Origin of the sequence: Gemmata obscuriglobus (assembly GCF_008065095.1) — a bacterium.
Classification (GTDB): domain Bacteria; phylum Planctomycetota; class Planctomycetia; order Gemmatales; family Gemmataceae; genus Gemmata; species Gemmata obscuriglobus.
This window is the reverse complement of sequence record NZ_CP042911.1, coordinates 1,870,494-1,895,123: the sequence shown is the minus strand read 5'-3', so window position 1 is coordinate 1,895,123 and position 24,630 is coordinate 1,870,494. Positions and strand designations below refer to the sequence as shown.

Annotated in this window: 28 protein-coding genes, 2 tRNA genes and 1 pseudogene; 24 read left to right on the top strand and 7 right to left on the bottom strand. The window is 68.6% G+C overall.

The window, feature by feature from the left end:
* Positions 1–39: 39 nt before the first annotated feature.
* Positions 40–1,467 carry a trypsin-like peptidase domain-containing protein gene (locus GobsT_RS07900; protein ID WP_010034702.1) on the bottom strand — a complete coding sequence of 476 codons (1,428 nt, stop codon included), beginning with the start codon at positions 1,465–1,467 and terminating at the stop codon, positions 40–42.
* A gap of 296 nt (positions 1,468–1,763) precedes the next feature.
* Here GobsT_RS07900 and GobsT_RS07895 point away from each other — a divergent pair, with 296 nt between their 5' ends.
* Both GobsT_RS07895 and GobsT_RS07890 read left to right on the top strand, forming a co-directional pair.
* Positions 1,764–2,087 (top strand): hypothetical protein, encoded by a 324-nt coding sequence (locus GobsT_RS07895; RefSeq protein ID WP_010034705.1) that lies wholly within the window; start codon positions 1,764–1,766, stop codon positions 2,085–2,087.
* Between the two features lie 89 nt (positions 2,088–2,176).
* Positions 2,177–3,316 carry a serine hydrolase domain-containing protein gene (locus GobsT_RS07890; protein ID WP_010034708.1) on the top strand — a complete coding sequence of 380 codons (1,140 nt, stop codon included), beginning with the start codon at positions 2,177–2,179 and terminating at the stop codon, positions 3,314–3,316.
* A 107-nt stretch (positions 3,317–3,423) separates the two neighbouring features.
* Here the strand turns inward: GobsT_RS07890 and GobsT_RS07885 are convergent.
* Positions 3,424–3,489, bottom strand: a tRNA-Ser gene (locus GobsT_RS07885).
* Positions 3,490–3,723: 234 nt separating this feature from the next.
* Between GobsT_RS07885 and GobsT_RS07880 the strand changes: the two genes are divergently transcribed.
* The 20 genes from GobsT_RS07880 (at position 3,724) to GobsT_RS07785 (ending at position 20,905) form a co-directional block, all read left to right on the top strand.
* Complete coding sequence (locus GobsT_RS07880; RefSeq protein ID WP_010034716.1) at positions 3,724–4,713, top strand: hypothetical protein; 990 nt, start codon at positions 3,724–3,726, stop codon at positions 4,711–4,713.
* Between the two features lie 10 nt (positions 4,714–4,723).
* Entirely contained in the window at positions 4,724–5,047 is a 324-nt protein-coding gene (locus GobsT_RS07875; RefSeq protein WP_010034719.1) for a hypothetical protein, read from the top strand.
* Complete coding sequence (locus GobsT_RS07870; RefSeq protein WP_010034721.1) at positions 5,044–5,610, top strand: hypothetical protein; 567 nt, start codon at positions 5,044–5,046, stop codon at positions 5,608–5,610. Before GobsT_RS07875 ends, GobsT_RS07870 begins: the two co-directional genes overlap by 4 nt.
* Positions 5,611–5,787: 177 nt before the next feature.
* Positions 5,788–6,126 (top strand): hypothetical protein, encoded by a 339-nt coding sequence (locus GobsT_RS07865; RefSeq protein WP_148087651.1) that lies wholly within the window; start codon positions 5,788–5,790, stop codon positions 6,124–6,126.
* 155 nt (positions 6,127–6,281) lie between these two features.
* Positions 6,282–6,983: a hypothetical protein gene (locus GobsT_RS07860; RefSeq protein ID WP_010034722.1), complete on the top strand. Its 702-nt coding sequence runs from the start codon at positions 6,282–6,284 to the stop codon at positions 6,981–6,983.
* 241 nt (positions 6,984–7,224) lie between these two features.
* Positions 7,225–8,097, top strand: a complete 873-nt coding sequence (locus GobsT_RS07855; RefSeq protein ID WP_109571221.1) for a cupredoxin domain-containing protein — start codon at positions 7,225–7,227, stop codon at positions 8,095–8,097.
* Between the two features lie 26 nt (positions 8,098–8,123).
* Positions 8,124–8,672, top strand: coding sequence for a hypothetical protein (locus tag GobsT_RS07850; protein WP_010034733.1), 549 nt, complete (start codon positions 8,124–8,126; stop codon positions 8,670–8,672).
* On the top strand, positions 8,669–9,406 hold the full coding sequence (locus GobsT_RS07845) for a peroxiredoxin family protein (protein WP_010034734.1): 738 nt from the start codon (positions 8,669–8,671) through the stop codon (positions 9,404–9,406). Before GobsT_RS07850 ends, GobsT_RS07845 begins: the two co-directional genes overlap by 4 nt.
* The gene (locus tag GobsT_RS38675) at positions 9,403–11,259 is read left to right on the top strand and encodes a DUF1559 domain-containing protein (protein WP_010034737.1); all 1,857 of its coding nucleotides are present in this window, start codon (positions 9,403–9,405) and stop codon (positions 11,257–11,259) included. The genes GobsT_RS07845 and GobsT_RS38675 overlap by 4 nt, the downstream gene beginning before the upstream one ends.
* A gap of 79 nt (positions 11,260–11,338) precedes the next feature.
* Positions 11,339–11,731 carry a hypothetical protein gene (locus tag GobsT_RS07835; protein WP_148087650.1) on the top strand — a complete coding sequence of 131 codons (393 nt, stop codon included), beginning with the start codon at positions 11,339–11,341 and terminating at the stop codon, positions 11,729–11,731.
* Positions 11,718–12,362, top strand: coding sequence for a PepSY domain-containing protein (locus tag GobsT_RS07830; RefSeq protein WP_010034741.1), 645 nt, complete (start codon positions 11,718–11,720; stop codon positions 12,360–12,362). Before GobsT_RS07835 ends, GobsT_RS07830 begins: the two co-directional genes overlap by 14 nt.
* A 34-nt stretch (positions 12,363–12,396) precedes the next feature.
* Positions 12,397–13,371 carry a DUF1559 domain-containing protein gene (locus GobsT_RS07825; RefSeq protein WP_010034744.1) on the top strand — a complete coding sequence of 325 codons (975 nt, stop codon included), beginning with the start codon at positions 12,397–12,399 and terminating at the stop codon, positions 13,369–13,371.
* Entirely contained in the window at positions 13,371–13,814 is a 444-nt protein-coding gene (locus tag GobsT_RS07820; RefSeq protein ID WP_010034745.1) for a hypothetical protein, read from the top strand. The genes GobsT_RS07825 and GobsT_RS07820 overlap by 1 nt, the downstream gene beginning before the upstream one ends.
* A 40-nt stretch (positions 13,815–13,854) precedes the next feature.
* Positions 13,855–14,868 carry a DJ-1/PfpI family protein gene (locus GobsT_RS07815; protein ID WP_010034747.1) on the top strand — a complete coding sequence of 338 codons (1,014 nt, stop codon included), beginning with the start codon at positions 13,855–13,857 and terminating at the stop codon, positions 14,866–14,868.
* 76 nt (positions 14,869–14,944) lie between these two features.
* Positions 14,945–15,982, top strand: a complete 1,038-nt coding sequence (locus GobsT_RS07810) for a DUF1559 domain-containing protein (protein WP_010034750.1) — start codon at positions 14,945–14,947, stop codon at positions 15,980–15,982.
* A gap of 152 nt (positions 15,983–16,134) precedes the next feature.
* The gene (locus GobsT_RS07805; RefSeq protein WP_109571222.1) at positions 16,135–17,058 is read left to right on the top strand and encodes a DUF1559 family PulG-like putative transporter; all 924 of its coding nucleotides are present in this window, start codon (positions 16,135–16,137) and stop codon (positions 17,056–17,058) included.
* 74 nt (positions 17,059–17,132) lie between these two features.
* Positions 17,133–17,582: a hypothetical protein gene (locus GobsT_RS07800; RefSeq protein WP_010034763.1), complete on the top strand. Its 450-nt coding sequence runs from the start codon at positions 17,133–17,135 to the stop codon at positions 17,580–17,582.
* A gap of 34 nt (positions 17,583–17,616) precedes the next feature.
* Positions 17,617–18,570: a DUF1559 domain-containing protein gene (locus tag GobsT_RS07795; protein ID WP_010034766.1), complete on the top strand. Its 954-nt coding sequence runs from the start codon at positions 17,617–17,619 to the stop codon at positions 18,568–18,570.
* A gap of 5 nt (positions 18,571–18,575) precedes the next feature.
* Complete coding sequence (locus GobsT_RS07790; protein WP_109571223.1) at positions 18,576–19,685, top strand: hypothetical protein; 1,110 nt, start codon at positions 18,576–18,578, stop codon at positions 19,683–19,685.
* Entirely contained in the window at positions 19,682–20,905 is a 1,224-nt protein-coding gene (locus GobsT_RS07785) for a PQQ-binding-like beta-propeller repeat protein (RefSeq protein WP_010034770.1), read from the top strand. The genes GobsT_RS07790 and GobsT_RS07785 overlap by 4 nt, the downstream gene beginning before the upstream one ends.
* 6 nt (positions 20,906–20,911) lie before the next feature.
* On the opposite strand, the gene GobsT_RS07780 is transcribed toward GobsT_RS07785, so the two are convergent.
* On the bottom strand, positions 20,912–21,175 hold the full coding sequence (locus tag GobsT_RS07780; protein ID WP_148087649.1) for a hypothetical protein: 264 nt from the start codon (positions 21,173–21,175) through the stop codon (positions 20,912–20,914).
* Between the two features lie 217 nt (positions 21,176–21,392).
* Here GobsT_RS07780 and GobsT_RS07775 point away from each other — a divergent pair, with 217 nt between their 5' ends.
* Positions 21,393–21,890 carry a hypothetical protein gene (locus tag GobsT_RS07775; RefSeq protein WP_010034774.1) on the top strand — a complete coding sequence of 166 codons (498 nt, stop codon included), beginning with the start codon at positions 21,393–21,395 and terminating at the stop codon, positions 21,888–21,890.
* 22 nt (positions 21,891–21,912) lie between these two features.
* Positions 21,913–22,026 (top strand): annotated as a pseudogene (locus tag GobsT_RS40970) (site-specific integrase); the annotation flags it as partial.
* A gap of 235 nt (positions 22,027–22,261) precedes the next feature.
* Here the strand turns inward: GobsT_RS40970 and GobsT_RS07765 are convergent.
* The 4 genes from GobsT_RS07765 to GobsT_RS07750 form a co-directional block, all read right to left on the bottom strand.
* A tRNA-Arg gene (locus tag GobsT_RS07765) sits at positions 22,262–22,335 on the bottom strand.
* Between the two features lie 300 nt (positions 22,336–22,635).
* Positions 22,636–22,794, bottom strand: a complete 159-nt coding sequence (locus GobsT_RS39455) for a hypothetical protein (protein ID WP_010034776.1) — start codon at positions 22,792–22,794, stop codon at positions 22,636–22,638.
* A gap of 180 nt (positions 22,795–22,974) precedes the next feature.
* Positions 22,975–24,103 (bottom strand): IS3 family transposase gene (locus GobsT_RS07755; RefSeq protein ID WP_417936319.1). Its coding sequence is split into 2 segments (ribosomal slippage): positions 22,975–23,823 and positions 23,825–24,103, totalling 1,128 coding nucleotides; the frame shifts between segments, so codons are not numbered across the junction.
* Positions 24,104–24,134: 31 nt separating this feature from the next.
* Positions 24,135–24,557: a hypothetical protein gene (locus GobsT_RS07750; RefSeq protein ID WP_010034777.1), complete on the bottom strand. Its 423-nt coding sequence runs from the start codon at positions 24,555–24,557 to the stop codon at positions 24,135–24,137.
* Positions 24,558–24,630: the final 73 nt, after the last annotated feature.

The window sequence follows — 24,630 nt, the reverse complement described above, 5'->3', positions numbered from 1 at the left end:
CCGAGGCGGCGCGAGGAGGGTGCTTCCGACTGTGTTCGATCAGGGCACGTTGGTGATGAGCCCGTCTTTCAGCTTGCCGTCGCGGGCAACAAAGTACTTCAGCGGCAAGAACGTCGTCAGGTCCTTGTGGTTCAGCACGAACGTCACGTTGTCGATGTTGAGCGTCTCCCACAGGTGAAGGCCGACCAGCACGTCGCCCTTCTGGACGCCGGCGGTCGCGGCGACGCTGCCGGCCGCGATCTCCGTCACCAGCAGCCCCCCGCGGAGTTGCGGGTTCGCCTTCGCGACCGCGTCCGCGCCCACCGGCGCCACCTTCAGCCCGAGTTTACGCCACACCGAATCGGGGGCCGCGATCGCCACCTTCGGGGCCGGCTGGAGCGACACCTCCAGGTCGGTGGGGACGCCCGCCCGCTTCACCTTCACGGGGATTTTGGCCCCCACAGCGCGGTCAATCAGCCCGCGCTCGAAGTCGATGGACGTGACCACGCTGATGTCGTCGATCTGATCGAGCACGTCGCCCAGCTTGAACCCGGCCGCGGCGGCCGGCGAGTTGGCTTCAACGTGTTCGACGGTCACGATCCGCCGCGACGTACTTTCCGTCGCCTCGCGCGTCACCTGGTCGCGTAGCGTCAGCCCGTGGCGCACGCCGAGCCGGCGGCGCACGCCGATCAGGTCGGCGGCCCGCGGGATGACGGCGTCCACCGCCAGCGCGAACCCGATGTTCTGCGCCCCGGCCCGGATCGCGACGTTCACCCCCACCACCTCGCCGAGAACGTTCAGCAGCGGCCCACCGCTGTTCCCGGGGTTGATCGGGGCGCTGGTCTGGATCAGCCCCTTGTAGCCCATGTCCTTGTTGAGCGACACGTCGCGGCCCTTGAACGACACCCGCCCCTCGGTGACCGAGTGCTCGTAGCCGAACGCGTTGCCGATCGCGATGACCGATTCGCCCACCATCAGGTCCGAGGAGGTGCCCAGGCCGATCACCGGCAGCGCCTTGGCGGGCTCGATCTTGATGAGGGCGAGGTCGGCCTCTTTGTCCGTCGAAATGATGCGGGCCTGGTACCCGGTGCCGTCGTGGAGCCGCACCCGCAGGCTGTTCACGTCGTCCACAACGTGGAAGTTCGTGAGGATGTAGCCGCGCGAGTCGACCACGATGCCGGTGCCCATGCCGTTGACGCGCTGGGGCTGGACCGGCTGCCGGGCGAAGGGGTCGTCGCCGGGGGCGGTGACCGTGCGCTCGCTGTGGATGTTGACCACGCTCGCCTTGAGCCGGTCGTACACGTCCACGACGTGGTCGCGGCGCTTGAGCGGTGTTGCCACGCGCTCGCCCGCGGTCAGCGTGGGCGGCGGCTCCGAGAACGCGGGCGAAAACGCCGCCAGCCCGACGGCTGCTGCCGATAGCGCGGCCGGCGCGAGCAGCCGGCGACGCGCGAACCGGAGTAGTGAGGTGACAGTGACCGAACCCATGTGGCCCCCGTGCCAGCGGCGGAATCCTTCCGAGCACAGGCTTCTAGTTCGGACCGCGCTACCGAACCGCTGCACGCACCGGGCACACGGAATGCCCCGACGCGCCTCTTTGTGGCACACCTGCGCCGGGCGTACACGGTGGCGCAAACAGAACGATTGTCCGGATCGGCGAAGTGTGCCGGTTGCATGGATTTTGCGGCGTGTTGTCGGTTCGCGCCCCGGGGTGTAGGGTTAACGACACGGCGACTTGAGACCTTTTCCCGCGCCGCCGATTTCGCCCGGAGCGACGACACGTTATGGCCCGCACCCCGCGCATGGCGCAGATCGAAGCGCTCTTGGCCGAGGACCCCGAGGACGCCTTTTTGCGGTACGGGCTGGCGATGGAACACGCCAGCGCCGGCGACGACGCGGAGTGCGTGAACGTCCTCCGCGACCTGATCGCTCGCGCCGCGGCGAGCCCCTACGTGCCGGCGTACCTCCAGTGCGGCCAGGCGCTGGTCCGGCTGGACCGGACCGAAGAGGCGGCAGAGGTGCTGCGCACGGGGGTGGAGGTCGCCGGCCGCGCCCGCGACTTCCACGCCCAGGGCGAAATGCAGGGGCTCCTGTCGTCCATCGAGTAAGCGCCGATCGGCCGCCAAAAAGCACTAAAGCACACAGGGAAGCAGAAGAGATGAGTTCAAAACGCGTCTTACGACGGCATCTTTGTTTCGTGCTTCTTGTGCTTTTGGGCGGCCAGTCGGCCCGCGCCGCGGACCTCGACAAGACCAAGCTCGCGGAGATCGACGCCGCGGTCGCGGGCGCGATCAAGCGCGGCGAGTGCCCCGGCGCGGTCGTGGCGGTGGTCCACGCGGACGCGGTGGTGTACCGGAAGGCGTTCGGCAACCGGTCGGTGAAGCCGGACGAAGCCGTCATGACGCCCGACGCGGTGTTCGACATGGCCTCGCTTACGAAGCCCGTCGCCACCGGCACTTCGGTCATGCTGCTGGTTCAGCAGGGGAAGCTGAAGCCCGAAGACCTCGTCAGCAAGCACTGGCCCGAGTTCGCGGCCAACGGGAAGGACAAGGTGACCGTCGAACACCTCCTGCTGCACACGTCCGGCCTGATCGCCGATAACGACATTAGGGATTATGCCGACGGGCGGGCGAAAGCGCTGGAGCGGGTCGCCGGTCTGAAGCTCGAAGCGCCCGCGGGCACGCGGTTCAAGTACAGCGACGTCGGGTTCATCGTGCTCGGCGAACTGGTCGAGCGGCTCAGCGGAACTCCGCTCGACCAGTTCGCGAAGAAGAACGTCTTCGAACCGCTCAAGATGACCGACTCCGGTTACTCGCCCGCCGCCGCGCTCAAAGCGCGGGTCGCGCCGACCGGGCCGCGCGACGGCGGCATCATTCTGGGCGCGGTTCACGACCCGCGGGCGTTCAAAATGGGCGGCGTGGCGGGCCACGCCGGGCTGTTCTCCACCGCCGACGACATGGTCCGCTACTGCCGGATGCTGCTCCGCGACGGCGAACTCGACGGCGTCCGCGTTCTCGACGCGAAAACCGTGAAGCTGTTCACGGAACCGCACGACGTACCGGTTGCCGACAAGGCCCCCAAGGGGCTCAAGGGCTCGCGGTCGTTCGGGTGGGACGTGGACACGAGCTTTTCGGCCCCGCGCGGCGACCGGTTCAAAAAGGGCGAGGGGTACGGGCACACCGGGTTCACGGGAACGAGCGTGTGGGTCGATCCCCGGTCGAAAACGGCGATCATCATCCTGACGAACCGCGTTCACCCCAGCGACAAGGGGAATGCGAGCCCGCTCCGCCGCGAGGTCGCCAACATCGTCGCGGCGGCGGTTGGGGAGAAAAAGTAGCAAGCACCGGCGGCGTGATACGGGTAAGCGGATGAGCGGCGCGGCTCATCCGCTCGAAATGGTTGAAGCCAAGCCAAACGAGCGGGGACGGCGCCGGAAGAGGAAAGTACGCCCGGTGGGAGTCGAACCCACACGCTTCCGCTTAGAAGGCGGATTGCCAATTCTCCCAACGTGTTGAAAAGCAACGACATCGGCACATCGGACGACTTCCGGAGCAGCACCGGGAGCAGCAACCCCACTGATCCTGAACTCGCTCGGGTCGTCACGGCGTGGGCGAACTTGCCCGACCCGATCAAGCGGGCCATTCTCGCACTCGTCGGCACCACAACTGAAATCCCAGCCGCACCGCATTGACCACCCGTGAGCGGGGCAATGGTTCGTTCCGTAGTACACGCCGAGGCGCATCAATGGGGTGGGAGTTGCGACACGGCGGGCGCTGGTACCTGTACCGCAACCGCCGGGTGAACGGGAAGCCGGTCAAGGAGTACGTCGCCAGTCGGGACCCGTTCGGACTCGGCGACGCGATGGGCGCCGTGCTCGTCGAGCAGACGGAAGCCGCCGCCCAAGTGCGCCGGCGGGAGCGCGAGGAACGGGACCGGACCCGGGCGCGGTTTGCGGCGCTGTTGACTGCAACGGCTGAGGCGAACGGGGTGCTGCGTGCGGTCGCGTATGGGGTACTGGAGGCGCTCGGGTTCCACCGACACCACCGCGGGGAGTGGCGCATGAAACGGCAGTTGCAAGAACTGCGGGATACGCTGGCGAATCTGAAGGAGCGCGTCGAGAAGCGGAACCCACTGATCGAATACCGAGCGCCGAACAACGACGCGGAAGCGGTCGAGTTGTTCGCCAAGGCCCGAACCGGCGACTCGGGCGCGAAGGCCCAGGTGGCGGCGCTGGTCCGGTCGCGGGGTTGGTCCAACTGGCTCGGGGATCTGGGGCGCCAGGCCACGGTGCAACTGATCCGCACAGCCGCGGGCGACGATCCCGTGTGGGAAGCCGGGATCACCGAAAAGGTCGTCGCGCTCCGCGCCCAGGTGCTGGGCGACAACCCGACCGTACTCGAAGAGCTGCTCGCGCGCCGGGTGATAAACGGGTGGCTCACCGTTCACGCGCTGGAACTGGAACTGGCGGTGCGCCCGCCGACCCGTCTGCAGGACCGTGAGCACCTCGACCGGATGCTGACACGCGGGCAGAAGCGGTTCACCGATGCGGTCCGCGAACTGGCAAAGGTGCGGCAACTCAAGGCCCCCGCGCTCCTGGCCCAACTGAACCTTGCCGCCAATCAAACCGTCGTGAACGGAGCCGCGCCCGGCGAGGTGCGGGCGCCCGTACCCGGCACCCGGTCCTCGTCTCAGCCGGGTTTGGCGCCAGCCGGGGCGATCCCTGAACCGAACTGAGGGCTGTACCGTGCCGTTCTCGAGCCCCGATCGAGCGAGGGATTACCAGCGCGAGTACCGGCGCACGCGCCGCGCCGGCGACACGTGTACAACCCCGCGTACATCCGCAATCCCGATCACGTTCCGGCTCCAGACCGCGCAAGACGTGATCGACCTGTTGGAAGAGCAGGTCACTGCGGTCCGCGCGGATGCGGAGGCGGGCACGTTGGAGAAGGCAAGAGCGGTCGGGTTCCTGGCCGGGGTGGCGCTGCGGGCGATCGAGGCCGGCAACGTCGCGGCCCGACTCGAGGCCCTGGAAGCGGCCTTGAAGCACCGCGCGGAGAGCACGTCGTGAACACCAAATCCCTCTCGAAGCATTACGCGACGCTGTCTGCGGCCGAACGGCTGTCGCTGCTGATGGCGGCCGGCGCGCGGGGCGACGACGTGGAGCACGCGCGGGTGGTGGCCGCGGCCCCGTGGGAAACGTGGCGCGTGCCGGACACGTTCGGCCGGGCACTCGCTTTTCTGGCCGTGTTCGGTCAGCACCGGATGGAGCGGCTCGAGCTGGCCGCGCTGTTCTTCAAAACGTCCGCGCTGGCCGATTCTGCGACCGAGCCGTTGGCGACACGACTGCGGGACGCGGCGCGACTGTACGGGTATCTGGTCCGGGTTCACGGCGAAGCGTGGGACCAGTTCTGTGCGGCCGAGCAGTTGGACCCGGGGGTGTGCGAGACGGTCGCGCCCGGGAACGCGACGCTCGAAGTGGCCGACGACGAAGCCACGGCCTGTGGTTTCACCGACGCCGAGGCGCGCGAATACGTTCAGCGAAGTGGAAACGCAGAGCACAGGCTCAAGACGGCACAATCTTTAGTCGCCGAGCTATCGTCCGCTTTAAAATTTATAATTAATAAATTATAGTTTAAAATAAAATTAACACATTAATAGTTATGAAAGCCTATCAATCGTGAATCGTGACTAGTCCGGTTACAGCCAACACGTGGGAATGCACCTCTCCTACCCAAGGTAAGCCCAAGGATAAACCCTGGTCAACTTCGGACCGAGCAGATCATTAAAAATCATGACTCAAAGAAATCTTTGTCGTTTAAATATATTAAAAACGATGGTCGCAACCTATCACTCATCGCCACGCACCTGGCCCACATCGCCGCGGGCGGCGGGCGGCGGGCGGCGGGCGGCGGGCGGCGGGCGGCGAAACGGGACGAGTTATTCGCCGGCGTTGATCGCCCGGTGATCTTGGCCAGCGATCTGAACAGCACTGCGAACAGCAAGGCGTTTGCCGCGCTCACCGCGACACGGGCCGGCGCGATAGGCAACGGTTTCTCACGATTCTGGCGTACAGTCAAAGTAGCAGATCGATTACGTTCTGTTCAGGCCCGCCGAACGGTTCCGAGTGCGCAGCGCCGCGGTGATTGATGGGCGGCTAGTGTCTGACCACCGCCCGGTGCTGGTCGCACTGGAACCCGCGCCGCCCGGCAAGCCGTGCACCGGATGAGCGGGCGTGGCACTGGCAACCAACGGGCGAAGGGCGTAAGACGATACCGTTAATCACTCCGTGCGGGGCGTTACAGATGCGGATCGGGTTCGGGGGGCGCGGGCTGGCGGCGGCGGCACTGGTGTGCCACCTGCTGACCACGTTCGGCTTCCCGCTGCCGACACCGCGGAAGAAGGGCGACGGCACCCCGTACCCGTGCCAGACCCGCCCGTGCGGGTGCCTCACGTCGGACGAGTGCTGGAAGGGCGACTGTTGCTGCTTCACCCTTGAGGAGAAGCTCCTGTGGGCCGAGGAGAACGGGGTCGAGCCGCCGGCCCACGTGCGTCCGCTGGTCGAGTCCCGCCAGTCGCAGCCCGCTGCGCCGAAAAAGAAGAAGGCGTGCTGCTCGGAACCCGAGCCCGCTCCCGCACCGTCCTGCTGTTCGAAGCTCAAGGCGGCGCCCGCGTGCTACGCCGAGAAGGCACCGTGCGAAGCGGAAGCCGCCCGCGATTGCGCCTCGTGTCCCACCAAGTCGGCCGCGGTGAACCGCGGCCCGAAGCCGTGCCACGAAACCCCGGCACCGGATCGGTCGGGTGTTCGGTGGGTGGTCGGGGTGTACGCCCAGAAGTGCCGCGGCCAGGGACCCGCCGGTCTGTTCCTGCACGACCCCTCGTTCGTCCCTGATACGCCCACCGTTTTCGCCGACCCGCCGGAGCCCGACCGCTTCCCGGCCCCACTCTCCGACCGGGCCGTTGCCGTTCCCCACGTCCCGCCGACGCCGCCCCCGCGCGCGTCCTGATCCCCACCCGCTGAACCCGCGCCCGAACGTCGTGCCGTAGGTCCGCGCACGCGCGTCCCGCGCCGTGCCGCGCGTTGCCCCAAGGGCCGCGCGCGCCGAGACCGCGTAAGTGTCCCGCGCACGTTCGATCGTCGGTTCCCGCGCCGTCACCCAATCACTCCGACCGCCCACGCGGCGGTCGCTGCCACCACACGCACGCACGCGCGTCGGTGCACGCACGCACACACACACGGTAACACGCATGAACATCGAGAAACCGCAGGACCACTTCCCCGACCGTCGGCAGGCCCTCCGCGAACTCGCGCTCGCGTCCGCCCTCGGCGCGCTGCTCACCCACGAGGTGCTGTGGCCCGACCGGGTGGCACTCGCCGCCGACCCGAAGGCCCCCGCGGGCGACTGGGGCACCGTGAAGGGGCGCGTCGTCTGGGACGACGCGGAGAAGCCGCCCGAGCGCCGCGAGGTGGACTTCGAGAAGCTCAAGCTCCTGAGCGACGATCTCAAGTTCTTCACCTCGAAAGGCAAAGTCTACTACGAGGACTGGGTCATCGACCCGAAGTCGAAGGCCCTCCAGCACGTCTTCGTCTGGCTCCGCCCGGACTCCACCGCCCGCGACCCGGAGCCGCTCCAGGTGCATGCCGACCTTAAGGAGGTGAAGGCGACCGAGGTCGTAATGGACCAGGAGCCGATGGGCTACCGCCCGCACGCGCTGGCGCTCCGCGCCGGGCAGACGCTGGTGGTCAAGAACACGTCCCCGATTTTCCACTCGCTGGCCTGGTCGAGCGAGAACAACGGGGACGGGAACCGGGCCATGCCGAAGGGCTCGGAGGTCCGGTTCGAGAAGCTGAAGGCGGAGCGCATCCCGGTGCCGTTCTCGTGTGCCCCGCACCCGTGGGAGAAGGCGTACCTGCGGGTGTTCGACCACCCGTACTTCGCGCTCACCGGGCCGGACGGGCGGTTCGAGATCAAGCTGGCGCCGGCCGGCAAGGTGCGGCTCGCCGTGTGGCAGGAGACGCTCGGGTTCAAGGGCGGCACCGCGGGCCGGTTCGGGCAACCGATCACGGTCGAGGCGGGCGCGACGCTCGACCTCGGCGACCTCAAAGTGAAGTCCGCCTGACCGCGCCCCTGCCCCCGGAGCCTCCCATGTGCCGCGCCGCACTCGCGCTCGTCCTCCTGGCCGCTTGCGCCCCGCTCTCCGCGGCCGGCCCCGCCGCGCCGGCACCGCCCGAAGCGTCGTTCACGCTCGCGGGCGGGTGGGTCGAGTTCGTCGTCGAGCGGAACGGACGGCCCGTCGCCGACGCGCGCGTGACCGTGCTCGTCGGGGCCACGGTGTGGGCGACGGGGGAGACCGGGCCGACCGGGCGGGGGACGTTCCCGCGGCCGGCCGGGCGCGACGATTGTCAGGTGGTGTTCGACTTCGGGTTCGGGGCATCCGCCCCAATCCCGCTCACCGTTTCGGACGGCGGCACAGTGACACCGGCCCGCGCGCCGGTGCTCGGCGCCGTCGAGTGCTGTCAACCCGTGCGCCGCCCCGCCCCGCCCGCTTCACCGGCGCCGCCCACGGTGCCGTGGGGCGTGCGGCTGGCGCTCGCCGGCGCAGTCGCTTTTCTCGGCCCCGCGGTCGCGCTCGCCCTGTGGTGGCGCGTGCGGCGGGCGCCGGCAACAACCCAGAATTCGGAAACACAGTCGTGAACCTCAACCAGATTAAAGCCCCCCCGCCGGCCGGGCGTGCGGCCCTGCTCCTGAGCGCCGCCCTCGTCGCCGGGTGCGCGGGCCGCGCCGCGCCGCCCTCCGAGCCCGCCCCCGAGCCGAACGTGGCCCGGGACGCGGCCGAGTACCTGCGTGCGAAGCAGGTCGAGCCGCTGTCAGGTCCGCTCCAGGCGCTGCTCGCCGCCCCGCCGAAGCCCCCGGTGCCGACCGAGCCCCACCCGCTCGTGAACCAACCCGCCCCGCTGTTCGCGCTCACCGGAACCGACGACCGGCCGACGGACCTGGGCGACCTGGCCGCGCGCGGCCCGGTGGTGCTGGTGTTCTACTACGGCTACTCGTGCGACCACTGCGTGGCCCAACTGTTCGGGATCGAGAAGGACTTGCGGTACTTCACCGAGCTGGGCGCCGCGGTAGTGGCGGTGAGCCCGGACGCGCCGGCGAAGACCCGCGAGCGGTACGCCGAGTACGGGGCGTTCCACTTCCCGGTGCTGAGCGACCCCGACCGGACCGCCGCGGCCCGGTACGGCGTGTTCCGCCCGGCGGCCGGTGACCTGCCGAAGTGGCAGGCGCACGGCACGTTCGTGATCGGCCGGGACCGGCGGGTGCGGTGGGCGAACACCGGCTCCGAGCCGTTCGCCGACACCGCCACCCTCCTGCACGAGCTGGCGCTAAGCGAGCAGCGGCTGCCGGCACCGGGGAAGGCGGTGGCGCCGTGAGCACACCACATCAGAACGCCCCCGAGGGCGCTCCGCCGCTGGTCGGCCGGTACGAACCGCCGGCCGTGCGCGAAGGAGATCGCGTCTACTGCCGGTACCGGCGGGCGTGGTGCCGGGTGACCGGTTGGGGCACCGGCCCGATCCGGTGGCCGCGGGTCCAGCCGATCGGGGGCCGCGGGCGGCCGGGGCTGCTCGTCGATGCCAGCCTGGAGCAGGCGGTCCGTACCGAGGCGGCGGCGGCGGTCGCGTACTGGCTCGGGGTCAGCCTCAAACCGGTGTCCTGCTGGCGGCGGGAGTTCGGGGTGGGCAGCCCCGAGCGCCTGAGCCCGGCCACCCGTGCGCTCCAGAGCCGCCCGCGTGTGAAGGTCGGGGCCGGCGCCCGCACCGGCCGCTCGCCGGCCGTGGCGGCCGCGGGTACCGGACCGTGGGGCAAACGTAAGTGGGGGGACGACGAACTGGCACTGCTCGGGACCGATCTGGACGAGGCGGTCGCGGCGGTACTAGGGCGCACCGCCGCGGCGGTCACGTGGCAGCGGTGCAGCCGGGACATCCCGGCGTTCCGCCGCCCGGCCACAGCCCCCCGGCCGTGGATGACCGCGGACGTCATGCTCCTCGGCACCGACACCGACGAGGCGGTCGCGGCCCGACTCGGTCGGACCGTTGTCGCGGTGTACTCGAAGCGGATCGCCATGCGGATTGCCCCGTTCCCCATTAAGCCCCGCCCACACCATGCCAACGGCGCGGGTGGCTTCACCGACCCTCACAACGGCGCACGCGCCGTGACGCCCCGTAACGCCTTTACCTTGATTGAGCTGTTGGTGGTGATCGCGATCATCGCCATCCTGATCGGCCTGCTGTTGCCGGCCATCCAGAAGGTGCGCGAGGCGGCGGCGCGGATGAAGTGCCAGAACAACATGAAACAACTCGGGCTGGCGATGCACAACTTCGAGAGTGCCGAGCAGAAGCTGCCCGCGTATTCGAGTCTCGCCGGGAGTAACGCCGGCAACTTTTCCGTCCAGGCGCGCCTGCTCCCGTACGTCGAGCAGGACAACCTGCGGAACCTGCTCTCCTTCGACGTGTCGCTGACGGTCGGCTGCTGCCCCGGCGACGTGCGCCCGCAATTCGTCGTCCCCGCCCGCACCGTGCTGTCGCTGTTCCGCTGCCCGAGCGACGGCAGCCCGGACACGTTCACCAGCCGCTCGGGGGCGAGCGGCGGGGCGACCGGGCAGGACTTCACCTATGCCGGCACCAACTACCACGTCAACATCGGTACGGCGGTCGGCACCCTGTACGACGCCCGCCGCCCCACGGACGGGATCGCCTGGAACAACTCGTCCGTCCGCCTGACCGACATCACGGACGGGACCAGCAACACCGCCGCCTTCGGCGAGTCCCTACTCGGGGTGCAGGCGCAGTCCCCGCCGGCCCCGACCACCGACGCCGAACGGAAGCGGGTGATGATGAACATCACCTGCTCGTGGATCAGTCCCGCCGTGCCGCCGGCCGTGGCCGGGCTGACCGCCGGGTACGTCCTGCCCGACGACCCGAACGGGTACTACGCCATGTCGCTCGCCAGCCCCCTGAACCGGGGCTGGTCCGGTCAGCGCGGGGCCGGGTGGATCAGCGGGCGGGAGTACTGGACCGCCTACCAGCACTACCTGCCGCCGAACAGCACCATCCCCGACATGCAGACGTGCGGGAACGGGGTTCTCGGCGCACGGAGCAACCACACCGGCGGCGTGAACGTGGCCTTCTGCGACGGGAGCGTGCGGTTCGTCCGCGACTCCATCTCCCTGGCGACATGGCGGGCCTTCGCCAGCCGGAGCGGCGGCGAGGTCGTCAGCGACAACTGAGGTCCACAGTCGGTCGGCGGGGCTTCCCGCCGACCTCGTCCCCACACACCGACTACCCAACACGACGAGATCACCCTTCATGGCCCCCCTGGAAACTACCGACCCGCCCGTCACGCCGTCGTCCGACGCCGCGAGCCCGCGGCCGACGAGCCGACCACTCTCGCGGCGGGTCATGCATATGGTCCGCCGGACACACCTGTACGTCGGTCTGTTCCTGTTCCCGTGGGCCATCCTGTACGGCGTCACCGGGTTCCTGTTCAACCACCCGACCGTACTCGCGGACGCCCCGACCGCGCACTTCAGCCGGGCCGATGTCGTCGGCACCCCGCTTGAGTTTGCCCCCACACCCCAGGAGCAGGCGACCTGCCGTACTGGCCGCGCTGAACGACCAGCAGAAACCCGCCGCACCATACAGGCTGGCCACAGGGAGCGCCCACTACGCGACCCGCGAGTCGTTCGTGGCGAACGTTAAGGCCGACGCCCGCACCTTCTTTGTCGTGTACGACCCGAAGACGGCCAGCGGCACCATCCGCGAGACGACCACCCGGGCCGTGGGCGAGAAAGCCCCGTTCGCCACGGCGACCGGAGACGCCCCGCGACAGCGCGGGATGGGGATGGGCGGGCCGATGAAGCAGAACCACGCCGGCGTGAAGGTCGAGGACTCGATCGTCGAGCGGCTCAAGACCGCCGTGCCGACGATTATGGAGCGGAAGGGATTCCCGAAAGGCGAGGTCACGGTGACGACCTCGCCGGACGTCAAGTTTCCCGTGGAGGCGGACGGGCAACTCTGGACCGCGACCTACAACCCGATCACCACGACCGTGAGCGGGGCCGCGGGGCAGGAGCAGAGCGAGTTGACGGCGCGAGGCTTCCTGCTGCGCCTGCACCTGAGCCGGGGCTACCCGGGTGAGGTCACGACGAAGTGGCTGTGGGCCGTGGGCGTGGACGCGATGGCCCTGATCCTCTGCTTCTGGGGCGTATCCGGCCTGCTCATGTGGTGGCAGATCAAGGCCACCCGCAAGGCGGGGCGCCTCGTCCTCGCCCTCAGTGCCGCCGCCGCGACCGCCCTCGGAGTCGGCATGTACGCCGTTCTCGCGGCCTGACCTTCTGGAACACCAACATCAAGGAATAGTACCCATGACGAAGGCCAGACGAACCGGCTTCACACTCATCGAGCTGTTGGTGGTGATCGCGATCATCGCCATCCTGATCGGCCTGCTGTTGCCGGCCGTGCAGAAGGTGCGCGAGGCGGCCGCCCGCATGTCTTGTTCGAACAACCTCAAGCAGATCGGCCTCGCCGTCCTGAACTTCGAGACGGCGAATCAGCAACTGCCGAAGGCCACCTACGGCCCGGAGCACTCGGGCGACCCGACCGAGGGCAGCTTCTTCACCAAAATTCTGCCGTACATCGAGCAGGACCACCTCGCCAGGCAGTACGACTGGACGAAGAACTGGGGGGCGAACGCCAACCAGCCGGTCATCAACACGTTCCTCAAGTCCTACCAGTGCCCGTCCTCGCCGGACCGGCTGACCCGGGTCGGGGTGATGACCCAGGGCGTCATGGGCGGTCCGCCGCCGGCGGACGCGAACCCGACCAACACCGGGGCGGTCGGCAGCTACATGGTCTCCATGTCGTTCGGCGCGCCGGTCGGCCCGGCCTCGGACCCCTACGGCATCGGCGCGCTCTGCCCGCTGACCGCAGACATCATGGGCTTCCAGACGCCGACCTTGGCCGGGGTGACGGACGGCACCTCGAACACGATGACCGTGACCGAGCAGGCGGCCCGCTCCCAGTTGTGGATCAAGGGCCGGAAGGTGAGCGACACCAACCCGGACCCGTTCACCGACTGGTTGGCCCCCTGGGCGGGCTTCGGGGCCTTCTTCGCCACCCCGTACACGGCGGACGGGCAGGCCCCGTTTTCGCCCGGGTTCGGCCCGTGCACCGTGAACTGCAACAATTCCAGTGGCATCTACGGCTTCCACACGGGCGGAGCGAACGCGCTGTTCCTGGACGGGTCCGTGCGCTTCCTCAAGGAATCGCTCAGCGGCCAGATCCTGTACGCCGTCATCAGTAAGGCGGGCGGCGAGGTCATTGCGGGGGACACGTACTGATGACCCTCACGCGCACTCCGAAGCTGCGGTACATCCTCCGCGCGGCGAGATGTCTCGCGCCGTGTGTGCTACTGGCCGTGGCCGCTTGCACGGCAAAACTGCCCGACCACCCGCCGGTTTACCCCGTTCGCGGGGAGTTACTCGTCAACGGCAAGCCGGCGGTCGGTGCCGTGGTGTCATTTCATCCGGTTGGAAACGCGGCCCCTGGCGCCGTCAGGCCCCAGGCGACGGTCGAAGCAGACGGTACGTTCCGGCCCAACTCCTTCGACCCGCGTGACGGTGCGCCGGCCGGGGAGTACGCCCTGACCGTCTTCTGGCCCGGCGGGAAGAGTCACATCGGACCGGACCGCCTCAAGGGCAGGTACAGCGATCCCACTCGGCCAGTTCGGAAGGTCACGGTCAAGGCAGGTGACAACGTCTTGGAGCCGATCCGCATCGACTGAACCCGTAACGCTCGCCCACACACGAATTGAGAGGTGATCCATGAACGGTTCGCGCATCGTAACCGCGTCCGTGCTGCTCGTGACGGGCCTCATCTGGTCCGCGAATTCGGTCGCCCCCGGCCGCGCCGCGGCGACCGACCCGCCGGCCGAAGTGCCCGCCAAGGTCGAGGGCGAACTCGCGCTCACAGGTCTCGACCCTGTGCAACTCGTGCAGGGCAAAGAGGTCAAGGGTGACGAGAAACTGGCACTGGTCCGCAAGGGGCTCCGCTACCGGTTCGTGACCGAAGCCGGCCGGGCGGCGTTCGAGAAGGAGCCGGAGAAGTTCGAGATTCAGAACGATGGGCACTGCGCGGTGTCGCCGACCGCCAAAGGCGACCCGGGCATTTTCGCGGTGCATCGGGGGAAGATCTACGTGTTCTTCTGCGAGCACTGCCGGGCCGGGTTCCTCAAGGAGCCCGACGCGCACACCCGGCCGCGCAAGAACGTCGCGGTGTACGTCCACGACGGGGTGGAACTGCTCGACTTCGCTGGCCCGGGGGAGGTGTTCGCCGCGGCCAAGTCGGGCCGGGCGTTCAACGTGTTCACCGTCGCGGCCGATGCCGGCCCGATCACCAGCCAGGGCTTCCTGAAGGTCACGCCCAACTACACGTTCGCCAACTGTCCCAAGCCCGACATCGTCGTGTTGCCCGGCGGGAACACCGGCCACGCGCTGAAAGACCCGCGCCTGGTGGAGTGGGTCAAGAAGGCTGCGGCGGACGCCGAGGTGACCCTCTCGGTTTGCACCGGAGCGTTCATCTTGGGTAAGGCCGGACTGCTCGACGGCAAGGAGGCAACGACCCACTGGGCCTCGGTCGAACGGCTCGAGAAGGAGTACACGAAGGTCAAGGTTCATGCGAACAAGCGGTTCGTGGACAACGGCAAGGTCGTGACCGCCGCCGGTGTGTCGGCCGGGATCGACGCGGCGCTGCACGTGGTCGAAAAGTTGCTCGGCAAGGAGGAGGCCGCGACGACCGCCCGTTACATGGAGTACCGCCGCGACGCAACGGGCAAGTAACCCAAGCCCCGTCGCCCGCAGTGTTCGTACCCGCGCCGGCGCCGCCGGCGCGCCTCCCTTGGGACATGGCCCCCTGATGAAGATTCCACGCAACGCGTTCACGCTGATCGAGCTACTGGTGGTGATCGCGATCATCGCGATCTTAATTGGTTTGCTGCTGCCCGCCGTCCAGAAGGTGCGCGAAGCGGCGGCCCGCATGAAGTGCCAGAACAACCTCAAACAACTCGGGCTCGCGTTACACAACTCCGAGAGCACGAACGGCCGCCTCCCCGCCGCCGGTGTCCAGGGCGGGGCCGGGGCCGGACTGATGGCGAGCACCTACGCCTTCTCGGTCCAGGCCCGGTGCCTGCCGTTCGTGGAGCAGGACAACCTCCAGAAACTCATCGACTTCACCCAACCGGTCCTCGGCGGCAGCCCGCTCGGCTTCTCCAACCCGGCGGCCAAGGTGGTCGTGCCGCTCCTGCTCTGCCCGAGCGACGGGCAGGCCCCGACCGGGACGGTCGGGTCGTTCGGGACCGGCCTGGCCGGCACGAGCTACATGGCGAACATGGGGAGCGGGCGGACCGACGGTTCGACCTCCGCGTACTACGACCCGGCCTTCCCCACGGACGGGGTGTTCTGGTTCGACTCGAAGGTGCGGTTCACCGACCTGACCGACGGCACGTCGAACACGATGCTGCTGGCCGAGTCGCTGCTCGGCCCCGGCGGGGTGGCCGCAACCGGACCGCTGTCCGGGTTGCCGCGGCCGCTCCGCGTGTCCGCCGCCTTGAGTGCGGGTCGCGGCCGGGTCGGGACAGCCCCCGGCGGGGTGAGCCCGATGTTCACCGAGGCCGACATCCAGGGCGCCACCTCTTGGGACGGCACCCGCGGGTTCCCGTGGATCTGGGGGCAGGCGAGCGCCACGCTGTTCAACGCCTACCTGCCGCCCAACAGCGCGACCCCGGACGGGTTCGCCCACAACCGCGGGTGGTTCGCCGCCCGGAGCGCCCACACGGGCGGGGTGAACGTGTGCCTGGGCGACGGGAGTGTCCGGTTCGTTCGCGATTCCGTCCCGATCGACACCTGGCGGGCGCTCGCAACCCGCGCCGGCGGTGAGGTGCCGGGAGAGTTTTGACCGCGAAGTGGTCGCCCCCGGCGATCGTCTCGCCGGGGGCGCGAGTAATTCATTATATAACCCGGTAATAAAATGAATCGGGTGACGCGATTGGCGCTCGGCCGGTCGCGCCACCAGTAGCTCCAAACACCCGTACCTTCCGAGGAGAAGCAATGTCGAGTCCCGACCGCCACCGCGGGTTCACGCTGATCGAGCTGCTGGTGGTGATCGCGATCATCGCGATCCTCATCGGGCTGCTGCTCCCCGCGGTCCAGAAGGTGCGCGAGGCCGCGGCCCGCACCCAGAGCATGAACAACCTGAAGCAGATCGGGCTGGCGACGCACGGGTACCACGACGCGAGCACCCGGTTCCCGGCGATGGGCACCTACGACGCGACCACGACCCCGCGCCAGTTCTACTCGCTGTACCACGCGATCCTGCCCTACGTCGAGCAGGAGAACGCGGCCCGTCAGGCCCAGGCCGCGGGCAACAGCTACGTCCTGAACCAGCTCCTCATCAAGACGTTCTTCAGCCCGCTCGACCGGTCCAGTCCGGACGGGTTCGTGACGCTGGCGGGCGGGACGAAGGGCGGCGGCGCGAGCTACGGCCCGAACTTCCAGGTGTTCGGCAACCGCCGGTACGCGTACCCGACCGACCCCGCGTACCTGTACGGCGGGTTCAGCGCGGTGGGGGTGAACACCGTGTGCGACGGGAAGGCCACCCTGACGGCCTCGATCCCGGACGGCACGACCAACACGGTCATGTACGCGGAGCACTACGCGCAGTGCCCGGGTGACGGCTCGGTGACGTTCAACGGGGCCGTGCAGTCGGGCCGGTTCATCCACATGTGGAGCTTCTCGTTCGGGATCCACGCGCCGGCGTCGCCGCACATCGGGTACGGGTCCGGGTTGCCCCCGCAGAACAAGCCCACGCTCCAGCAGTGCGACTTCTTCCGCCCCCAGGCGATGCAGGACGGCGGGTGCGGGGTGTGCCTGTGCGACGGGAGCGTGCGGATGGTGTCCACCGGCGTGACCGAGGCGACGTGGCGGTTGCTGCTCAACCCGGCCGACGGGCAGGTGCTGCCGGGCAACTGGTAGCACGAGTCCGAACCCGGCGGCCGACGGGGCCGCCGGGTTCTGTTCCGCTTCAACATCCAGTGACGGGGCACCTCATGCGCGTCCGGCTCGCCTACGTTCTGATCGCCGTCTGGGCTTGTTCCGCTCTCGGCTGCGGGTCGTCCGGGCCGGAGAAGTTTCCTGTCATCGGGACCGTGACGGTGAACGGCAAGCCCGCGCCGCTGGTCCGCGTCCAGTTCCGGCACGCGGACCAGTCGCTGCCCGGGAACCTGAAAACGCCGGTCGGCATGACCGACGAGTCCGGGACGTTTCACCTATCGACCACCGGCGACAAGGACGGCGCCGTCGCGGGCGAGTACACGGTCACGTTCGAGTGGATGTCGGGCAACGACCTCGGCGCGTGGGACAAACTGGGGGGCAAGTTCGCGAAGCCCGAGACGAGCACGTTCAAGGTCCGCGTCGATCCGAAGGCCAACGCCCTCCCACCGTTCGAAATCACCGTCCCCGAGGCCGCGATCGTCACCCGGCCGTCGCGCCCCCAGTAGCCCTCAAACGCCCCACTGCCATTATGGAGAACCGATGCCGAACCCCAATCGCCCCCGTGGCTTCACGCTGATCGAGTTGCTGGTGGTGATCGCCATTATCGCGATCCTCATCGGCCTGTTGCTGCCCGCGGTCCAGAAGGTGCGCGAGGCCGCGGCGCGGATGAAGTGCTCCAACAACCTCAAGCAACTCGGTCTGGCGCTCCACGGGTTCCACGACGCCAACAACGAGTTCCCCCGGAACAACCCGCTCGTCACCCGCCCGAGCGACGGCCGCACGTTCGTCGAGCGGCCGTGGACGCTCGCGATCCTGCCCTACGTCGAACAGGACAACCTGTACAAGCAGTGGAACCTGGGGCTCGGGTACGCCGAGGGCACCAACCGGACGCTCGTCCAGACCCCGCTCCCGGTGTACAAGTGCCCGTCCTCGACCGGGGCGCCGGTGGAGACGTTCCTCCCGCCGTCCGCGTCCTTCTCGGCGGACGCGACCGCGCTGGCCGGCAACTCGTTCCCGGCGTGCCTGGTCGAGTACGCCCCGGTGCTGAGCGTGGCCCGGCCGCCGATGGGCGCGTCCGACCCGCGCGACAAGGGGCTGCTCCAGCAGGCCGAGAAGGTGACGATGACGGGCGTGACCGACGGGCTGAGCAACACGCTCGCGTTCGGGGAGAACTCGGCGTGGCGGCAGGGGCTGATCCGCGGCGGGCGCGCGCACCCGACGTTCCCGAACAACGCGGCCGGGTTCGGGCACCTGGGCGCGTGGGTGCGGCTGCTCCCGATCCCGACCGACAACACCGGAGCCACCCTGCGGGGCGGCAACTGCCTCATCAACTGCACCAACTACGCGGGCGTGAACATGTACAGCTTCCATAGCGGCGGGGCGAACATCGCCGTGGCCGACGGGAGCGTGCGGTTCCTCCGCGAGTCCGCCAGCATGGACGCCGTGTACCGGCTCATGGCCGTGTCCGACGGCCTCCCCAACGTCGAGGAATGACCATCATGTACCGAACCAGTGTGATTCTGCTCCTGCTGTGCGGCGCGCCGGCGCGCGCCGCCCTGCCGGACGACGTCGCGGCACTCGCGAAGCCGGGCGCCGACCCGGCGGCCACCCGCGCCGCGTGGGACCGGGTCGTCGCGGCCGGGCCGCCGGCGCTGCTCCCGCTCCTGAAGGCGTGGCCCGCCGACGACCCGGTCGCGGCCAACTGGCTCCGCACCGCGTTCGACCAAATCGCCAAAGCGAACCCCGCAAAGCTCCCGACCGACGAGTTGCTCGCGTTCGCGTCCGATCCGAAGGGGCACGGTAAGGCCCGGCGGGTGGCGCTCGCGGCCGTCGAGCGGGGCCAACCCGGCACCACCGCGAAGCGGCTCGCGGGCTGGCTCGGCGACCCCGAGTTCGGCCCGGACGCGGTCGCCGACCGGCTCGCCGCCGCGGACGCCCTCACCGCCCCCGCGGAGCAGGTGAAGAGCCTGCGGGCCACGTTCGCGGCGGCCACCGACCTCGAACAGGCGCTGCTCGTGGCGAAGCGGCTGACCGCGGCCGGCGACAAGCCGGACGTACTCACGCACCTCGGCGTCGTCCGCCGGTGGCACGTCGTCGGGCCGTTCCCGGTGTCGCCGGACGAGGGGCTGACGAAGGGGTTCCCGCCGGAAGCGAAGATCGACCTCGCGGCCGGTTACGAGGGCAAGGCCGGGACGCTCAAGTGGCAACCGGCCGCGAACGACCCGGCCGACGCGCGGCTCGATGTCGTGAAGCTCGGCGTCAAACCGGACGACGGATCGGTCGCTTACGCCGTCGCAACGGTGAAGCTGGCCGCCGCGGCGAAAGTCGAACTGCGGGCGTCGGCCGTCGACAACCTCACGGTCTGGGTGAACGGCAACAAGGTGACTGAGCGAGCGAGCGAGTACCGCAGCATGTTCCGCCCGGACCGGTACCGCGCGACCGTCGAGCTGCCCGCGGGGGAATCGGTGGTGCTGGTCAAGCTCACCAAAACGAAGGCCGAAGAGGTGCGCGGCAAGCCGAGCACCCCGGTGAAGTGGGACTTCCTCGTCCGCCTCGTCGGGTCGGACGGCCGTGCGGCCGCGTTCACGCAACAGGGGGACCAGAAATGAACCGCGCGCTCGTCATTCTCGCCCTAATGCTCCTGCCGCTCAGCGCCGCAGCCGACTGGCCCCAGTGGCGCGGCCCGACCGCCGACGGGGTGAGCGCCGAAACCGGGTTCCCGACCGAGTGGGACGGGAAGGCCGGCACGAACGTGCGCTGGAAGGCAAAGCTCCCCGGCGCGGGCAACAGCAGCCCGGTCGTGGTCGGCGACGACGTGATCCTGACCGCGTCGTCCGGCCGCGACCACTCGGAACTGCACGTCCTGTGCTACGACCGGGCGACCGGCCAGGAGCGGTGGCGCACCGACCTGACGGCGACCCCGGCCGACGCCCCGTTCAGCATGTTCCCGCCCGAGCGCGGGCACGCGGCGTGTACCGCGGCCGTCACCGATAAGGCCGTGGTCGCGCTGTTCGGCACCGGCGACCTGGTGGTCCTCGACCGCGCCGGCAAGCCGCTGTGGGCGCGGTCCCTGACGAAGGAGTACGGCGTGATCCGCAACGACTACGGCATCGCCGCGTCCCCGATCGTCGCGGGCGGTGTGGTGCTGGTGCAGGTCGATCACCTGGAAGGCTCGTACCTGCTCGCGGCGGACCTCACGACGGGAAAGACCAAGTGGAGGGCCGAGCGGCGCGGGGTGTACGACAACTGGGCCACGCCGGTCGTCGCGACGGTGGGCGGCGACCGCCAGGCCGTGTGCCTCGGCACGAAAACGATCAAGGGCTACGACCTCGCCACCGGCAAGGAGCGGTGGAGCCTCGACGGGCTGGAGCGGCTCTGCTCCTGCACGCCGGTCGTGCGCGGGGGCCGGCTGTTCGCGGTGTCCGGGCCGGCGGGGGCGACGCTCGCGGTCGATCTGACCGTCTCGCAACCGAAGGTACTTTGGCAGTCGAAGAAGACCGGCCCGTTCGTGCCCTCGGCGGTCGTCGTCGGCGACCTGTACTTCGTGAGCGACGACCAGGGCACCGCGACGTGCCTGGACCTGAAGACCGGCGCGGAGAAGTGGCGCGAGCGGCTCGGGGCCGGGCGGATGCGGCCGTCGCCGGTGGCGGCCGGCGGGCGGATCTACTTCACCGCCCTCGACGGGACCACGACGGTGGTGAAAGCGGCCGACGAGTTCGAGGTGATCGCGAAGAACCCGCTCGGCGAAGACGCCGCCGCGTCGCTCGCGCTGGCGGGCGGCCGCGTGTTCGTCCGCGGCGACAAGCACCTGTGGTGCCTGGGCGAGTGACCGCCGTTACGGCGTCACATACGCGTCCCGGCAGGCGCGGTACGCCGCCTCCAGTTTCGGCAGCCGCGCCCGCGCGCCGTCGGCGTCGCGGGCGATGAGCGCGTCGCGCACCTCTTCCAGCTCCTCGCGCAGGTCGTCGGACGCCTTCGCCTGCTCCCCGGTGATCGAGAGGTCGCGGAGGTACACGCCCACCTGGAGCTTGCGGGTGAGCAGGTCGCAGTGCTCCAGGTGCCGGATCGCCTCGTCCCGCTTGCCCGTGCGAGGGCCCACGACCGCTTCCGCGTGAACGCCCCTCATGTCTTCAAAGCACTGCCGGCGGTCCGGGTAGTATAAGTACGCGCCGACCACACTGGACGCGACCAGTCCGAGGAGCGCGATCGCCCAGCACCGGGCCGGGCACCTGCACCGCCTCGAGGTCGAGGCGACCGCCGACCGACTGGCCGCGATCCGGGCCGCGCGCCGGGCCACCGGGCTGACCGAGGCCCGGGTGCAGAAGCTGCTCGGGGAGGGAAAGGACCACCTGGACGTGCCCGGGCTCGACGTGCGGGCGCGCGAACTGGCGGGCGAACTCCCGGACCTGGGCATCGGGACGGGGTACGACCCGGCCGGCGTCGACGCGGATTACGCGCCGAAGCTGTGGGCGGTGCTGGCCGAGCCCGACCCGGCGCCGCGGCCCAAGCACCACCCGGACGTGATCCGCCGGGCCGCCGACCTCATAGGCCCCGGGGACCGGCTGCTCGGGGACGGCCCGCTCACGTTCTCCGCGGACCGGTGGGCCGCGTACCTGTCCCGTAAGCGAATCGCGTGGCCGCGGCTCCCGAGCGGCGCCCTGGCGCTCGACGACGAGACGTTCCGGGAGCGGGCGAGGGCGCACCCGGCCGAGGTCGGGCCGATCCGGGAACTGCGGCACACGCTCGGGCAGATGCGGCTGCACGAGCTGGCGATCGGGCCGGACGGGCGGAACCGGTTTCCTCGCCTACCGTAACCGGGAGAACGAAGTAGCCGATTTCCATTCCTTGCGGCACACGTTCATTACCAACTTGGTAAGCGCGGGAGTCGCACCACAGGACGCGAAGGAACTGGCCCGCCACTCCACAATTACGCTGACGATGGATCGGTACGCGCACGTCAACCTCCAGAACACCGCCGCAGCCGTGGCTCGTTTCGCCCTTCCCGGGCCGAGCGCATCCGGTCATCGGGAGCAGCAGGGAGCAGCAGCGGGAGCAGCAGAAGGCGAGAAGGGGCGAAAACCATCGGGAGCGGCTGAGGAAGTAAGTGAAATCGCTCAGCCGCTCAAAATGCTTGAAAACAAAGCAAAGAGGACGAACGAGAGGAGACGGGAGGGGAAGAGGAAAGTACGCCCGGTGGGAGTCGAACCCACACGCTTCCGCTTAGAAGGCGGATGCTCTGTCCAGTTGAGCTACGGGCGCAAGCGGCTTAAAGCCAGGCGAATTCAACACATCTCCGACATCGCCTTATCATGGCACTACACCCGGGGCACCGAATACGCTCCGGACTACAACCGCACCGGGCACCGCGGCGTAGAAGCAGAAAAAGCTGTACCCCGACTCCCCGTTGTTCTACCACCAGACCGGTCAATGGGCCAAAAAGGTTCGCGGCAAGCTGTACTACTTCGGCACCGACCCGAACGCCGCACTCACGATGTAACTTGGCCCGTGGGAAAGCGCTCGTTCACAGCCGCCCCCGTTCTGAGAGCATTACGGAACTGGTCAGCTTTTCACCAGGACGAGATCGACCACCCAGCACCCGCGGACGTGAACTCCCTTCGGGTCGCGGCAGTGGCTCAGGATGTCGTGGTTGTCGCACCCGGCGTCTTGAAGGGCGTCCGCGAGGATCGGCATCGCGCCGAAGTCGCGTGAGTCGTACATGCCCTGAGCAAGTGATAAGGCGGTGTCGGTGCGCCAGGACGGGGAGAAGGTGACCGGGCGAAAAGGGTTTCCGAAGATGTCGCGGAGAAGCCGACAATGCAACTGTTTCGCTTTTCTCCTGGCAACGTGCCAGGGGTACAGTGGACCCCATTGTCTAGACCAAAAAGTTGCTATCCTTCGCTACTGTTTCGTCGGGGCCTTCGTGGCTCCGACGCCATACACCTGAGCCGGGGTGCGGTAGTCCAGGGACTGGTGTAACCGCTCGGTGTTGTAGAACCCGAAGTACGCCCGGAGCCCACTCTCCAGGGCCGGCACCGACTCGTAACCCTTGAGGTACACGTCCTCGTACTTGACGCTCCGCCACAGGCGCTCCACGAACACGTTGTCCAGGCACCGGCCCCGCCCGTCCATGCTCACCGCGACCCCGGCCCGCTCCAATCGCCCGACCCACGCGGCGGCCGTGAACTGGACTCCCTGGTCCGTGTTGAACACCTCCGGCTTGCCCCGGCCCAAGGCCTCCTCCAGCATGTCCTGGCAGAATGACCCGTCCAACGTGTTGGACAGTCGCCAGGCCACCACGTACCGGCTGAACCAGTCCATCGTTGCGGCCAGGTACATGAACCCGGTGGGCATCGGGATGTACGTGATGTCCGTGCTCCACACCTGATGGACCCGGTCGATGGCCACGCCCCGCAACAGGTACGGGTACACCTTGTGCCCGGACCCGACCGACAGCTTGGGCTTGGGGTACAGGGCCTCCAACCCCATGATCCGCAACAGCCGCTGCACCCGCTTGCGGTTCACCTCGTGGCCCTGGGTGCCCAGCCACGCGGCCAGGCGCCGGCTCCCGTAGAACGGGCACGTCGTGTACTGCTCGTCGATCAACCGCATCAGCGTCAGGTTCTCCGCGCTCTCCGGGGTCGGCTCGTAGTACACCGTCGAGCGGTTCAATCCGATCAGCTCGCACTGGCGCCGGACGCTCAGCTCCGGGTGCTCGGCCTCGATCCGGGCACGCTTGGCCTCAGCCGAGGGCGGCCGATTTTTTTTTCACCCAGTCGAGTTCCACCTTGAGGCGGCCGATCTGCTCGTACAACTCGGTCGTCTTGTCTTCCGGGGGGCCGGTGCCCTTCGCCCCCGAGGCGAACACGGCCTCGGCCCCGGTGAGCAACTGCTTCTTCCACCCATGAATCAGGGTCGGGTGGACGCCGTGCTGACTCGCCAGTTCGTTGATGGTCTTGTCGCCCTTGAGGGCCGCCAGCGCGACCTGGGCCTTGAACGCCGCCGAGTGACTCTTCCGCTTGCCCGCCATGGGTTCCCCTTTCCTGGGCCTCCGGTATAGCTTAACCGGCGGTCCAGTTTTCGGGGTCCACTATAGGGGTAACCTGATCGAATCTCACTTCGGCAGCAACCGCAGAAATGCCGGCTGCCGATCCTTCACCCATTGGGAATGACGGAATCGTATGGCAAAGCTCGGTGATAGCGATGGCACTATGATCGGCGATGCTGTCACCGTTACCCTTGTAGACGCTGTTGGCGGCCTTACGTGCTACCTCCAACTCCTCTACCGTAGCCCGTCCGTCCGCGAACCGCTCACAAGTCTCGACCGCCCGACGCAGGGCTTCATGTGGCAGGTCGTCCCAGATATCTCGCACACACTCGCAGCCAAAAAGGCGGAACTTGCGGATGCTGATCTCGCCTCGGTCCTCAAGGAACCAATACATCGTCTCGGGCTCTTCGCCCGTCAGCCATTTTTCTTCCGTCATCGTTCGCTCCCAGCATGACCGGTTTTGGCGCACGGTTCCGGAATTTGTAGCGCGAGCTTGGGCGGGCGGAGGG